The sequence below is a fragment of the Mesorhizobium sp. J8 genome (assembly GCF_016591715.1).
Taxonomy (GTDB): Bacteria; Pseudomonadota; Alphaproteobacteria; order Rhizobiales; family Rhizobiaceae; genus Mesorhizobium.
Genome location: NZ_AP024109.1, coordinates 3,329,078 through 3,341,906 on the forward strand (window position 1 = coordinate 3,329,078; position 12,829 = coordinate 3,341,906).

12 protein-coding genes are annotated in these 12,829 nt (G+C 64.4%); 4 read left to right on the plus strand and 8 right to left on the minus strand.

Annotated elements, in window-relative coordinates; genetic code table 11:
* Positions 1 to 44: 44 nt before the first annotated feature.
* Positions 45 to 1,175, minus strand: coding sequence for a glycosyltransferase (locus tag MJ8_RS15885; RefSeq protein WP_201415235.1), 1,131 nt, complete (start codon positions 1,173 to 1,175; stop codon positions 45 to 47).
* 9 nt (positions 1,176 to 1,184) lie between these two features.
* The gene (locus tag MJ8_RS15890) at positions 1,185 to 1,748 is read right to left on the minus strand and encodes a polysaccharide biosynthesis/export family protein (RefSeq protein WP_040983193.1); all 564 of its coding nucleotides are present in this window, start codon (positions 1,746 to 1,748) and stop codon (positions 1,185 to 1,187) included.
* A 263-nt stretch (positions 1,749 to 2,011) separates the two neighbouring features.
* On the opposite strand from MJ8_RS15890, the gene MJ8_RS15895 reads away from it, so the two are divergent.
* A complete protein-coding gene (locus tag MJ8_RS15895) occupies positions 2,012 to 4,252 on the plus strand; it encodes a GumC family protein (RefSeq protein WP_201415455.1) in 2,241 nt (746 codons plus the stop codon).
* A gap of 44 nt (positions 4,253 to 4,296) precedes the next feature.
* Here MJ8_RS15895 and MJ8_RS15900 read toward each other — a convergent pair whose 3' ends face one another.
* Positions 4,297 to 5,526 carry a GNAT family N-acetyltransferase gene (locus MJ8_RS15900; RefSeq protein ID WP_201415236.1) on the minus strand — a complete coding sequence of 410 codons (1,230 nt, stop codon included), beginning with the start codon at positions 5,524 to 5,526 and terminating at the stop codon, positions 4,297 to 4,299.
* A 91-nt stretch (positions 5,527 to 5,617) separates the two neighbouring features.
* Here MJ8_RS15900 and MJ8_RS15905 point away from each other — a divergent pair, with 91 nt between their 5' ends.
* Entirely contained in the window at positions 5,618 to 6,676 is a 1,059-nt protein-coding gene (locus MJ8_RS15905) for a polysaccharide deacetylase family protein (RefSeq protein WP_201415237.1), read from the plus strand.
* Positions 6,677 to 6,687: 11 nt separating this feature from the next.
* On the opposite strand, the gene MJ8_RS15910 is transcribed toward MJ8_RS15905, so the two are convergent.
* Both MJ8_RS15910 and MJ8_RS15915 read right to left on the minus strand, forming a co-directional pair.
* Positions 6,688 to 7,092, minus strand: a complete 405-nt coding sequence (locus MJ8_RS15910) for a hypothetical protein (protein ID WP_201415238.1) — start codon at positions 7,090 to 7,092, stop codon at positions 6,688 to 6,690.
* Between the two features lie 113 nt (positions 7,093 to 7,205).
* Positions 7,206 to 7,421 (minus strand): DUF2842 domain-containing protein, encoded by a 216-nt coding sequence (locus MJ8_RS15915; protein WP_201415239.1) that lies wholly within the window; start codon positions 7,419 to 7,421, stop codon positions 7,206 to 7,208.
* A 150-nt stretch (positions 7,422 to 7,571) separates the two neighbouring features.
* Between MJ8_RS15915 and MJ8_RS15920 the strand changes: the two genes are divergently transcribed.
* A complete protein-coding gene (locus MJ8_RS15920; RefSeq protein WP_201415240.1) occupies positions 7,572 to 8,663 on the plus strand; it encodes a COX15/CtaA family protein in 1,092 nt (363 codons plus the stop codon).
* Between the two features lie 10 nt (positions 8,664 to 8,673).
* Here the strand turns inward: MJ8_RS15920 and MJ8_RS15925 are convergent, their stop codons facing one another.
* The 3 genes from MJ8_RS15925 to speB are packed head-to-tail and all read right to left on the minus strand — an operon-like array spanning position 8,674 to position 11,477.
* Complete coding sequence (locus tag MJ8_RS15925) at positions 8,674 to 9,507, minus strand: aminoglycoside phosphotransferase family protein (RefSeq protein ID WP_201415241.1); 834 nt, start codon at positions 9,505 to 9,507, stop codon at positions 8,674 to 8,676.
* A 6-nt stretch (positions 9,508 to 9,513) separates the two neighbouring features.
* Positions 9,514 to 10,446 carry an N-acetyl-gamma-glutamyl-phosphate reductase gene (gene argC / locus MJ8_RS15930; protein WP_201415242.1) on the minus strand — a complete coding sequence of 311 codons (933 nt, stop codon included), beginning with the start codon at positions 10,444 to 10,446 and terminating at the stop codon, positions 9,514 to 9,516.
* Positions 10,447 to 10,475: 29 nt separating this feature from the next.
* Positions 10,476 to 11,477: an agmatinase gene (speB, locus tag MJ8_RS15935; RefSeq protein WP_201415243.1), complete on the minus strand. Its 1,002-nt coding sequence runs from the start codon at positions 11,475 to 11,477 to the stop codon at positions 10,476 to 10,478.
* Positions 11,478 to 11,601: 124 nt separating this feature from the next.
* Between speB and MJ8_RS15940 the strand changes: the two genes are divergently transcribed.
* On the plus strand, positions 11,602 to 12,816 hold the full coding sequence (locus tag MJ8_RS15940; RefSeq protein WP_201415244.1) for an acyltransferase family protein: 1,215 nt from the start codon (positions 11,602 to 11,604) through the stop codon (positions 12,814 to 12,816).
* The last annotated feature ends 13 nt before the right edge of the window (positions 12,817 to 12,829 follow it).

Sequence of the window (12,829 nt, forward strand, 5' to 3'; positions counted from 1 at the left end):
GCTTGAAACAACCGGTGGTTTTGAAGCTGTCGGGCCGGCCGCAGCTATTTGTTCAGCGCGGCGAAATAGGCTTTCTCGATCTCGGCGGCCATCACATCGGCTCCGAACCGGGCCTTGAGCTCGTCTGTCTGAGGCATCGCCTTCCGGTACGTGTTGCGATCGCCGAACACTGTTTCCATTTTGCCCGCGAGCTGCGCGGGATCCGGCCGGATCAGGGCAGGGGAGCCATCGCCGAAAATTTCGGGGATGCCGCCGACGGCGGTCGCGATCATCGGCATGCCGGCGGCCAATGCCTCGAGCACGATATAGGGCATCGCTTCCGCCCGGGACGGCACCACGATCAGCCCGGCCAGCGCGAAAGCATCTCTTGCCGGCATGGGCGGCAGGAAACGGACATGGCTCTTCAGGCCGAGTCGCTCCACCTGCGCGTGGTAGCGCGGCAGGTCGTCGCCGTCGCCGACCATCACGGCGCTCAATGGACGGCCCAACGCGCTGCCGGCCAGGGCCAGGGCATCGATGAAGATGTCCGGGCCTTTCAGGTCGCGCATCATGCCGATGTATAGAAAGTCGGCGGCATTCGCCGCCGTCATCACCGGTTCGAATTCGGCGGCGCGCAGGCCGTTATAGACGAGCGTGTTGGGTATGGGCGGCTCGCCGACCTTGCGGCGATAGGTGTTGCGCTCATAGTCGGAAACGAACAGCAGGCAGTCGGTGAAGCGCGCCATGAAGCGCTCCAGGCCGAAGAACAGCTTTCCCGTCGCCGTCGTTTCGTCATAGTGGAGGGAGCCGCCATGCGGCGAATAAAGGCGGGCCACGCGAGACCTTGAAACCCGCAACAGTGAGCCGAACAGACGGGCATAGGCGCCACCCTTGGCGCCATGCCCATGCAGCACGTCCGGCCGCAATTCCTTGATGATTCGATAGGTGCGCCAGGCCGAGGCGAGGTCGCCGGGCCCGACATGACGCTGCATCGGAGTGCGATGGATGCCGAGCGCGAGGCTGTCCTTCATCGCCTCGAAGAGCCGCTCCTCGTAGTCGCCGCCGGTTGTCGAGTCGCAGACGATGCCCACCGCATGGCCGGCGGCGACCTGCGCCTCGGTCAGGTCGCGCACATGCCGGAAGATTCCTCCGACAGGTGAGCGGAAGCAGTGGACGATCCTGAGGTTCACCGTCACGCCGGATTTTCAAAACAGGCGTTCGCGGACGTAGACGGTGTCGCCGGGCAGGAGCGGGTCGGACGTCAGCACTCGTCCGGTCATCACCTTGCCGTTGATGTCGCGGGTGATGTCGACGCTCTCCTGATTGGCGCGCGGCGTGAAGCCGCCGGCAATGGCGACAGCCTTTTGCACCGTAAGTCCCGGCACATAGGAATACTGGCCGGCAGCGCCCACTTCGCCCATGACGAAGATCGGCCGGTAGCGGTCGATTTCGACCGAAACGTCGGGATCGCGCAGATAGCCCTGGCGCAGCTTGTCGGCGATCTCCTTTTCCAGCTGCTGCGCTGTGTGGCCGCGCGCCGGCACCGCGCCGACCAGCGGGAAGGACAGATAGCCGGACTGGTCGACGCTGTAGGTGTTGGTCAATCCGTCCTGCTCGAACACCGTGACACGGACGCGGTCGCCGGCGCCGAGCCGGTATGGCTGGTCGAGCACCTCGTGAAAGGCGGCGGGCGTCGGGCGGTAGCTTGAGCAACCGGTAAGCAGCGACAGGGCAAGCAAAGCGCGAAAGAGGGAAGCAGTGCTTTTCATGACCGGCCAGGAACCTTCATCGCTCTTGCCGCAAGCCGCGGCACAACCCCAGGAAAGTGCGACCGTTATCATCCTGTTAGGGTTAATGGGCGGTAAAGGAGCGCGATCCGGGAAGGGGGAGATCGGCAAAAAGCCCAATTGTTCTATTGCTTTCGAGCAATCTTCTTTGAGTGCCCTCTAATAAGCGCGCGCTCGGATCTTAACGGGTGAGTTACCATAGTTGTTTACGGTCCATCCTCGACTCAAAGTTCGGAGCAGGATGCATGTCCGTTCAGTCCGCGGCCGCTGATGTCGATGTCGACCTGAGACAGCTTTTCGCCAGCCTGGCGCGAAACTGGCTGCGCATTGTTCTCGTGACCCTTGCGGTCACCGGCCTCGCCTTCGCTTTGGCCTGGCTCGCGACGCCCTACTATAAGGCGACGGCCAAGCTGGAGATCGGCTCGCGGGAATCGGAATATACCCGGCCGCCGGGCACCAACGACGACGAGAAGCCGATACTCGACGAACAGGGCGTGGCCACGCAGGTCCAGATCATTTCCTCGCCCGACATCCTCAAGCAGGTGGCGACCAAGCTCAACCTGGACAAGCTGCCGGAGTTCGACGAAACGCTGAAGATGTCGGCGCTCGGACGCATGCTCGTTCTTGTCGGCTTGAAAAGCGATCCCTTCGATATTCCGCCGGAAGAGCGCGTGCTGAATGCCATGCACGACAAGCTCAACGTCTACGCCGTTGAAAAGACCCGTGCGATCGCGATCGAGTTCGCCTCGAAGGATCCCAAGCTTGCCGCTGACATCGCGAACGGCATCGCCAACGCCTATATCGCCTCAAGGGGCGACGCCAAGCTCGAATCGAATGCCGCCGCCACCGACTTCCTGGCGCCGGAAATCGCCGACCTGCAGAATCGCGTGAAGGACGCCGAGGCCAAGGTCGCGGCCTTCCGTGCCCAGTCCGACCTTCTGATGGGCGGCAACAATGCGGTGCTGCCGACTCAGCAGCTCGCGGAGCTGTCGAGCGAGTTGTCGCGCGTGCGCGCCAGCCGCGCCGCCGCCGAGGCGAGTGCGGAGAGCGTGCGCCGGGCGCTGCAGAATGGTGGTTCGCTGGACAGCGTCCCGGAAGTCCTGTCCTCCGAGCTGATCCAGCGCCTGCGTGAACGCCAGGTGGAGCTCCGGGCCAATATTGCCGACCTTTCCACGACGCTGCTGGACAACCATCCGCGCATTCGCGCCCTGAAGTCGCAGCTTGCCGACCTCGACGGCCAGATTCGCAATGAGGCGCAAAAGATCATCCGGGGCCTGTCGGCCCAGGCTCAGACGGCCAAGGCCCGCGAGGATCAGCTGGTCGCGGATGTCAACACGCTGAAAGCCGCTTCGGCGCGCGCCGGCGAGCAGCAGGTGCAGTTGGACGCCTTGCAGCGTGACGCGAACGTTCAACGCCAACAGCTTGAATCCTATATGGCAAGTTACAATGCAGTCGCCTCGCGCAAGGACCGCAAATACTCGCCGGTCGCGGCGAGCCTGATTGCAAGCGCCCAGGTCCCATCTCAGCCCTACTTCCCGAAAATCGGGCCGATCACCGGCGCCGCCGCAGCCGCTTCGCTGCTGCTGATGGCGATCGGTACGCTGCTGGCGGAGCTGTTCTCCGGCCGCGCCATGCGTCCGGCTGCCGGCGCCCGCTTCACCGATATCGAGCAGGTGGCGATGCCTGCGGCCGCGGTGGAACCCATCGTCGCCGGGGCTCGTGACGAGGATCGGGCATTTGCGCCCTACGAGGAAGCCGCTGCAGGACATTCGATCGCCGAAGCGGAACTCCCGAGACCGGCCGAGAGCGAGCCGGCCGAGGATCGTGCAAACGAAATGGAGGCTTCCGAGCCGAGCGAGTCGATGCCTGAACCAAGACAATCCAGGCTCGGCGAGATCGATGTCGAGAAGGCTGCGGAGAAGCTGATCGCCTCAGGCGCCGCGCGGGCGATCTTCGTGTCGCCGGAAGGCGACGAGGCTGCCGCGTCCGCCGTGCTCGTGGCGCGCGAAGTGTCCGACGCCGGCCTGCGCGTGCTGCTGCTCGATCTCACTGCATCGGGTGCGGCGTCGCGGCCGATGCTGGACTCTAGCCTGTTCCCGGGCATCACCAATCTGCTTGCATCCGAGGCGCAGTTCAGCGACGTCATCCATCCCGATCTTTATTCGGATGCGCATGTCATTCCCGTCGGCACCGCCGATCCGGTCCGCGCCATGCGCGCCGCCGACCGGCTGCCGATCATCATGCAGTCGCTGACCACGGCCTACGACCTCGTCGTTGTCGAATGCGGCCCGGCCGATGCGCAGGGCATCAGCCGCCTGGTCGGCGACGGCACGGAAGTCTTGCTGTCGATGCTGGAGGCCGACGATCAGGTGACGCAGGCCGCGGTGAAGCTGATCGAGAACGGCTATCCGGACGTCACGCTGGTCACACCGGTCGGCCATGAACCGCCCGGAACGCCGGTGCCGGGCAAGCGATCGGCCGCCTGAGCGTAGGGCGAAAGCGCGATAGCGTTGAGCCGCGTCGTTGATGATCAGTTATCATCCTCGGCGGTGACTGGCGCTGCCTGTCCGGCAGCCTTGCGACGCAGCATCTTGGTCAGCTTCCAGACGGTCGGATTGTTCTTGATGAAAGCCTTCGCCCGCGCGCCTTGCCGCAGCCCTGTCGCCAGCATCCCGCCCTTTAGCGTCAGCGGCGCAAGCACCTCGAAATGCTGGACCTCGATATCGCACCAGAGCCGCTTGTAAGGCTCGTCGCCGACCGAGAAGTCGTAGACGTCGAAGCCGAGCTCGCAGGCTTCCTGGATATTGTCGAAGAACAGGAAATCGCCGGGGCTGGTGAAGGCGAGATCATCCTCGGCGATGGCGCCGAACTCGCAGATCAGTCGCTTGCCGGACCGGCTGGAGCCGGTCACCGCGCGCAGCTTGCCCGCCACATCCAGGCCATGCAGCAGGAAGGGGGGCTTTTCCTCGGCCAGCGCATCGGTAAACAGCGCCCGGAAGAAGTCGCGTACCTGCTTGTCGCCGAAGACATTGGCGATGCCCATCTTCGCGAAACGCACTTCCTTCATCTCAAGGAAGGCGTCGAGCAGCCTGTCGACCTCCTCGCGGGTGCGAGCCTCGACGCGACGGAAGGTGCCCACAGCCTCGAACTTGCGCGTCTGCGAGCGGTGCTTCTTGCGCTTGCGCTTGCCGCTCGCGCGCGACAGCAGCGCGTCGAACCCGCCGTCGAGATCGACGGCGAGAGCGAGGTTTGGACTTGGGAAGCCGGGCAGCATGGCCAGCGGGTTCACGACGCCATCGAGGTCAGGCAGCAGCCTTTCCAGTGAGACCAGGTCGATGTCGGGCCGTGCTTTGGTGATTGCCTTGAACATGGCGCGGATCGCCATGCCGTCGATGGCGGGCAGGAGCCGCGGGTCAGCGGCGGCGAAATTGCCGTTGGCATGCCGACCGCCGGCGAAACGGGCAACCTTGAAAGGGCCGCGGCGCACGACTTCCAGTGCCAGCGACAGCGCGGGGCGAGTATCGCGGGCCAGCGTCGCGACAACCATGTCGGCGCCGGTCGCGGTCGCCCAGTTTCTCACCCAGGATGCGCTCTGCGCCGGCGCGAACAGCGCCGAGGCGCAGAATTGAGCGTAATCAACAAGGCCGGTGCGATCGCTTGCTGCCGCAGTCCACCGACCCTGATCGGCTCGCATGGAGCGCGCGGAGATCTCATTGGCCGCGACCCGGTTCCCGTCAAATGACGCGGCGGCGTCAACCATCCCTCAATCCTTAAGACGTATTGGTTCCGACTTGGGGGTTCGCATAGGCGAATGTCATGCTTGGTTGAGCCTAGGCGCAAAAGGTGAAGGAATGATCGACGGGGGCGAGGCAATCCGGAAACTGGCGTTGAACCTTGCCCGCTACTCCGGTCTGGCGCCCTTGGCGCGGCCGTTTGTCGGCGGCATCGGCGCTATCCTGATGCTGCACCGCGTCACCGCGACACCGGAGAAGCCGAGCAGCGTCAACCGGCATCTCAACATCGCTCCCGCCTTCCTCGACAGGCTGATCACGGACATGAAGGGGCGAGGCTATGCCTTTGTTTCCCTTGATGAAGCGATCGAGCGCATTAAGACGGGCGGCAAGGGCGGCCAGTTCGCGACGATCACGGCCGACGACGCCTATCGCGACAACATGACCGAGGCGCTCCCGATCCTGGAACAGCACGACGCACCGATCACCATCTATGTCGCGCCCGGCCTGATCGACGGCGCTGTCGAACTCTGGTGGGACGTGATCGAGGACATCGTCGACACCAGTTCGCGTCTGACGCTGACGATGGCGGGCAAGCCGACGGTGATCGATTGCTCGACACCAGGCAGGAAGATTCAGGCCGTCGCGCGGCTGAACGCGTGGCTGACCGTGGAAGTGCCCGAGGACGAGCAGGGAGCGGCATTGCGCGAGCTTGCCCGGTCGAACGGCTATGAATTCGGCGCAGGCCGCCCGTGCACCTTGATGAACTGGGACGAGCTCCGCGCCATGGCCGCCCACCCGCTGGTGACCATCGGCGCGCACACCGTCAACCATCGCAACTTGAAGCGGCTGTCCGAAGCCGATGCGCGCCATGAGATCGGCGACGTCCGCCGTATCCTTGAGGAAAAGCTCGGCGAGGAGCCGCGTCATCTGGCTTACCCCTATGGCTATGCCAGCGCGGTCGGCTGCCGCGAGGTGGGTTTCGCCCGCGATGCGGGCTATGCCTCGGCGGTGACCACGCGGCACGGTGTGCTGCGCGCCGAGCATGCCGGCTTCCTGCACGCGCTGCCGCGCATCTCCGTCAACGGCCGCTACCAGAGCGTGGCGCATATCCGCACGATGCTGTCCGGCATCACCACGCCGCTCGCCAATGCCGGCAAGATGGTGGTGACCATCTAGCCGGTGCGCAATCAGCACTTATGGAAATAACGGTAGGTGTCCGGCGCGCTCATCCATTTGAGCTCGGTCTCGAGCCCGCCACGCGCCTTGATCCAGCCTCGGATGTCGGATGCGTAGGCATTCCACAGAACGGCGGTCATGTCGGTGCGGTGCGCCAGATGGAAGCCGAAGCTCGCTGCCGGCGTCACGCAGATGCGGCTGCGCGGAATATAGCCGAGCAGCACGGTGCAGGCGGACTGGCATTTGCCGACGATGCGCACATTGACGCCACGCGCCGCAAGCCCCTTCCAGCGCTGGCTGTATGCGGCGACGCTGCCGCCGTGAGCGTCCGATACATTGATCGTTTCAGCGACAGCAGTCGAAGCGGTAAGCGATGCGGCAAATAGGGTTGTTCCGGTGAACAGCGCCTTCAGCATGCCGAGCCCTCCCTGCCGAGCGATGAAGCCAGGCAAGCTAGGCCAATGCGCGATCACTTATAAATCACGTTGGCGTTTGAACTCGCCTTGACTTGAGGAGGGGCGAGGCTGCGCTAGCCCTTTGGCCGAGGCTCGATGATCAGCCATTTGATGATGGCCATGGCCGGCAGAACCCAGAGAAAGCCGCTGAGCAGGAAGAACAGGAGATGCGCCGTAGGCCCGTATTCGGCGAGCCTGGTGATCGCGACGGCCGAGGCGATCAGCGCGTAGATGACGACCAGCGCCACCAGCAATATGGTTCCGATCAGCTTTTTCAGGCGAATGGGCATGTCGCGATCTCGTTGATGGTTCCGCTTAGGCCGAATGACAGGCGCGCGCAACCGTCGCGGTCCGGCGCGACGGCGTGCCGCGCTGTCCAGTCTTGCCAGTTGAGCGGCCTTGGTCCACCAATCGCGCGTTTCAACCGCCGGAAGACCGAAATGGCTGCCATCACCGCCACAGCCTCCTATGCCGCACGCGACCGCGACCTCCACAACCGCGCTTTGGTGCGCGGCTGGCTCTACGTCGTGCTGCTGGTGCTGGTCGCGCTGGTGCTGGTCGGCGGCTCCACGCGTCTCACCGGCTCGGGGCTGTCGATCACGGAGTGGCAGCCGATTCACGGCGTCATCCCGCCGCTCAATGACGCCGAATGGCAGGAGGAGTTCCAGCGCTACCAGCAGATCCCGCAATATACCGAGATCAACAAGGGCATGAGCGTCGAGGACTTCAAGTCCATCTTCTGGTGGGAGTGGGCGCACCGCATCCTGGCGCGCAGCGTCGGCGTGGTGTTTGCCTTGCCACTGCTGTTCTTCTGGGCGACGCGCCGCATCGAACGCGGCCTCGGGCTTAAGCTCCTCGGCATATTGGCGCTCGGCGGACTGCAAGGTGCCATCGGTTGGTGGATGGTGGCCTCCGGCTTGGTCGAGCGCGTCTCGGTCAGCCAATACCGGCTGGCGACGCATCTGACGCTTGCCGCGCTGATCTTCACCGCCACCATGGTGGTCGCGCGAGGTCTCGCGCCGCACTCCGAGCCCGCCGCCGACCGCTCGACGCAGCGGCTCGCCGGCTTCATCGTGCTGCTGACGCTGATCCAGATCTATCTCGGCGGATTGGTCGCCGGCCTTCACGCCGGCCTTTCCTACAACACATGGCCGCTGATGGATGGAAGCGTGATCCCGTCCGATCTGCTTCTTCTGAAGCCCGCCTGGCTGAACTTCTTTGAAAATCCGAAGACGGTGCAGTTCGTCCACCGGCTGGGCGCCTATACGGTCTTTGTCGTGGCGCTCTGGCACATGATCGCCACCTGGCGGCGTCAGCCCGGCACCACCCATGCCCGCCGGGCCACGCTTCTGTTCGCGCTGGTGGTCGTCCAGGCGTCGATCGGCATCGGCACGCTGTTGATGCAGGTGCCGCTGCACATGGCGTTGACGCATCAGGCGATCGCGCTTGTGTTGCTTGGCTTCGCCGCCGCGCATTGGCGCGGCACCAAGGGCGCTTATCCGCTGCCGACCGAGATAAAAGTCGGAAGCTGACGGCTAGCGATCAGTATCGCGAGCGAACCTTTCGAACGGCCTCGGCGACGCCCAACTCCCGCTTCTCGTCGACCGCGTTCTTGTCCTCGCGATGCCACGCGGCCGACAGGCAGCCATAGGAGATCGTGTGGTCGAGAATGGCGCGCGGCGACTGATCGAGCGTCTTTCCGAATATGTCGGCCATATGCGCGATCCGGCGCGGATCGAGGCAGAGATCGTCGCGGTCGAGCGGATTGTAGAACATGTTGGCCGCATCGAAGCCGGGATCGCCGAGCACCCCCTTCGGATCGATCGCCAGCCAACCGCGCGGGCCGAGGAGGATGTTGTCATGGTGCAGGTCGCCATGCAGCGGCCTGATCTCGTGCTGATCCGCGAGCAGCCGCTCGGCGATATCCGCGGCGTGGACATAGAGGCTGGTTCGCCCCGCATCCCGGTCGGTCTTGGCCGCCCGAAACAGGCTCATATAGCGTTCCCGCAGCGGTTGCAGGTTGGGTGGAGGCGCGTGCTCGGACGGCGACAGCAACTTCGCCATCACGTCGGCTGCGATCGCGGTCGCGGCATCGTCGCCGCGCTCCGCAAGATGTTCGGAAAGGAGCCTGTCGCCGGCATATTCGAGGAGCATGCGATTGCCGTCGCGGTCAAGCAGCCGCACGGCGCCTTCTCCGCGCCGCCAGGCGAGATAATGCCAGCCGCGCAGCTCGTCCGCGACATCGTCGAAGGGCTTCAGATCCTTGACGATCGCCGGCGAACCATCCTCGCGCAGTACCTTCCACATCCGGCTGGAAAAGGTCTCCGCAATGAGTTCGGGAGCGCTGACCTTCCAGCGCTCAGGGAACGCCTGCATGACCGCTCAGTGCTTGATGCCGAGCATCAGGTCGAGATTCTGCACCGCGGCGCCGGACGCGCCCTTGCCGAGATTGTCGTAGACGGCCATCAGCAGCGCCTGCGCCCGCTCGTCATTGGCGAACACATAGACCTTCATCCGGTTGGTGCCGTTGTAGATTTCCGGATCGATCTCCGGGATTCGCTCCATATGGGTGTAGGGCGCGACCTCGACCACGCCGCCGTCGATCGAGGCGTAATGGTCGGCGATCGCCGCGTGAAGCTCGGCGCCGGTCGGCACGCGATCGAGACCGCCGAGCTGCAGCGGCACCACGGTGATCATGCCCTGCGCGAAATTGCCCACCGCCGGCTGCATGATCGGGTCGTGCGACAGCTTCGCATAGGTGCGGAGCTCCGGCACGTGCTTGTGCTGCAGCGTCAGCCCGTAGGGCAGGAATTCGGGTGCGTCCTCGCCCTTGCCGACATAGTCCTCGATCATCGGCCGGCCGCCGCCGGAATAGCCGGAGATGCCGTTGACGGTGACCGGGAAGTCGGCCGGCAACAGGCCGGCGGTGACCAGCGGCCGCAGCGTCGCGATCGGCCCTTGCGGCCAGCAGCCCGGATTGGCGATGCGCTTCGCGCTGGCAATCTTCTTCGCCTGGTCCTTGTCCATTTCGGCGAAGCCATATTCCCAGCCCTCAGCGACGCGATGCGCCGTCGAGGCGTCGATCACCTTGGTCGTGTCGTTGGTGATCAGCGACACGCTTTCCTTGGCCGCCGCATCCGGCAGGCAAAGGATCGCGACGTCGGCCGCGTTGAGGAATTCGGCGCGGGCGGCGGTCTCCTTGCGGCGCTCGGTCGGGATGGAGATGATCTCCAGGTCGCCGCGGTCGGCCAGCAGCGCCCTGATCTGCAGGCCTGTCGTGCCGTGTTCGCCGTCAATGAAGATTTTCGGTTTCATCGCTTACCAAATTCCCTGCAATTCCAATGTCATATGCCGTGAGCATGACTTATCGCGGCATGATTGCCGTTGTTCAACTCTTCCGCCCGTGCCTTTCGTTCCGCCAACAGGCCTAGATAATGCATGGCGATGATCGATCCGGCGATCGCCGTTATATCGGCATGATCATAGGCCGGCGCAACCTCGACGATATCGGCGCCGACGATGTCGATCTGGCCGAGCTGGCGCAGCGTCGACAGCATCTTTGCCGAGGAGGGGCCGCCCGCGACCGGCGTTCCGGTGCCGGGCGCGAAGGCCGGGTCGAGGCAGTCGATGTCGAAGGTGAGATAGGTCTTCTTGCCGCCGGTGCGCTCGACGATCGCATAGGCGATGTCGGAGGCGCGCATCTCCTCGACTTCGTGGCCGTAGAGTATCTTGATGCCGAACGTATCCGGCGCGTGGGTGCGGATGCCGATCTGGATCGAGCGATCGGGGTCGATAATGCCTTCATTGACAGCGCGGGCGACGAAGGAGCCGTGATCGATGCGCTTGCCGTCGTCCGGCCAGGTGTCCTGATGCGCGTCGAACTGCACGAGCGCCAGCGGCCCATGCATCGCGGCATGCGCCTTGAGCAGCGGCCAGGTGACGAAATGGTCGCCGCCGAGCGTCAGGAGGAACGCGCCTGATTTCAGGATCTTGGCCGCCTCGCGCTCGATCGTGCCCGGCGTCTTCTGGTGATTGCCGCTGTCGAGCAGGCAATCGCCGTAGTCGACCACCGAGAGGTGTTCGAACAGATCGCGCGAGAATGGATATTGCGGATCGTTGTCGAGGATCGCCGAGGCGCGGCGGATCGCCTGCGGCCCGAAGCGGGCGCCCGGCCGGTTGGTGACGGCGGCGTCGAAGGGAATGCCCCACACGACGGCGTCCGCGCCCTTCACGTCCTTCGTGTATTTGCGCCGCATGAACGACAGCGCCCCGGCATAGGTCGGCTCAAGCGACGCGCCCGTCTTGGAGCGGGCAGTGAAGGCGTGGTCGATTTCTTTATTCGCCATTACGGATCCTCGGTATTCATCGGGCAGCCACAACTACAGAACCGGCACGCAACATGCCAGTCACAGCTTGCGGATAGGAAGCGGCGCTCGGCGAGTGCCACGGCAACACAGGATCTGTATCATTATGGCCGAGACGGCTCTGCTCAACCTTGCGCCCGCACCCGCGGCGACCCGTGTCGGCACGATGGCCGGCGAGCGCTTCCTGGTGCTGGATTCCTGGCGTGGCATCTGCGCGCTGCTGGTGGCGCTGTTCCACTTCCCGACCACCTCGATGATTTCGCAAAGCGCCTTTGTCGGCGGCTCCTATCTTTTCGTCGATTTCTTCTTCGTGCTCTCCGGCTTCGTCATCGCCAGCGCCTATGGCGGCCGCCTGAACGAGCAGGACGACCTTGCCCGCTTCGCGCTGGTGCGCTTCGGCCGCATCTACCCGCTGCATATCCTGATGCTTGCCGCTTTCGCCGGCTTCGAGGCGCTGCGTCTCGTCCTGCCGGCGCTGCACGGAACCGGCCCGGCACCCTTCACGGGCGGCTTCGATCTCAAAAGCCTTCTCGTCAACCTCTTCCTCCTGCAGGGCATGGGCGTCGAGGACCATCTGAGCTGGAACGCGCCGAGCTGGAGCATTTCGGCCGAGTTCTTCACCTATCTGCTCTTTGCCGCCGTCGTCTTCGCTGCGGGCCAGCGCGCCTGGATATGGTTCGTCGCCGCCGCCGTGACGGCGCCGCTTTTCCTGCTTGCGGTCTCTACCCGTCATATGGACGTGTCCTTCGATTTCGGCTTCATCCGCTGCCTTTACGGCTTCTCGCTCGGCGCGCTGCTTGCCTGGTTTCAGCACGATTCCATTGCAGAGGCGCGACAAGCGTTGAACGGCGGGGCGGGGCGCCTCGCCTGGACGGCGGCCGAGCTGGCGATGATCGGGGGGATCGCGCTGTTTGTCTCCGTTGCCGGCACCAACGACATCGGCATTGCCGCGCCGGTCGTCTTCGCCTTGGCGCTTTATCTGTTTGCGCATGAAGGCGGATGGGTCAGCGCGGTTTTGCGCAGCCGGCCGATGCTGCTGCTCGGCTCGCTTTCCTATTCGATCTACATGGTCCACATCTTCGTCCAGGCGCGCATGATCAATGTCGGCGGCCTGGTCGAGCGAAAGCTCGGGCTTGGCATCGTCGGCGACCTGATGCTGCGCGGCGACCATGCGACCGGCTTCGGCGCAGGCTCGCCCTGGATCGGCTTCGCGGCTTTGATCGTGATGTTGATCGCCATCATCGTCGCGTCCTGGTTCACCTGGCGCTTCGTCGAGATGCCCGCGCTGGCCTGGTTCCGGCGCCTTGCCAAGCGGATTTGACGACCTTCGATAC

Excerpts from the sequence above, each read along its gene's own strand:
- MJ8_RS15890 (WP_040983193.1), bottom strand. The coding sequence starts at position 1,748 with ATGAAAAGCACTGCTTCCCTCTTTCGCGCTTTGCTTGCCCTGTCGCTG.
- MJ8_RS15895 (WP_201415455.1), top strand. The coding sequence starts at position 2,012 with ATGTCCGTTCAGTCCGCGGCCGCTGATGTCGATGTCGACCTGAGACAG.
- MJ8_RS15900 (WP_201415236.1), bottom strand. The coding sequence starts at position 5,526 with ATGGTTGACGCCGCCGCGTCATTTGACGGGAACCGGGTCGCGGCCAAT.
- MJ8_RS15905 (WP_201415237.1), top strand. The coding sequence starts at position 5,618 with ATGATCGACGGGGGCGAGGCAATCCGGAAACTGGCGTTGAACCTTGCC.
- MJ8_RS15910 (WP_201415238.1), bottom strand. The coding sequence starts at position 7,092 with ATGCTGAAGGCGCTGTTCACCGGAACAACCCTATTTGCCGCATCGCTT.
- MJ8_RS15915 (WP_201415239.1), bottom strand. The coding sequence starts at position 7,421 with ATGCCCATTCGCCTGAAAAAGCTGATCGGAACCATATTGCTGGTGGCG.
- MJ8_RS15920 (WP_201415240.1), top strand. The coding sequence starts at position 7,572 with ATGGCTGCCATCACCGCCACAGCCTCCTATGCCGCACGCGACCGCGAC.
- MJ8_RS15925 (WP_201415241.1), bottom strand. The coding sequence starts at position 9,507 with ATGCAGGCGTTCCCTGAGCGCTGGAAGGTCAGCGCTCCCGAACTCATT.
- argC (WP_201415242.1), bottom strand. The coding sequence starts at position 10,446 with ATGAAACCGAAAATCTTCATTGACGGCGAACACGGCACGACAGGCCTG.
- speB (WP_201415243.1), bottom strand. The coding sequence starts at position 11,477 with ATGGCGAATAAAGAAATCGACCACGCCTTCACTGCCCGCTCCAAGACG.
- MJ8_RS15940 (WP_201415244.1), top strand. The coding sequence starts at position 11,602 with ATGGCCGAGACGGCTCTGCTCAACCTTGCGCCCGCACCCGCGGCGACC.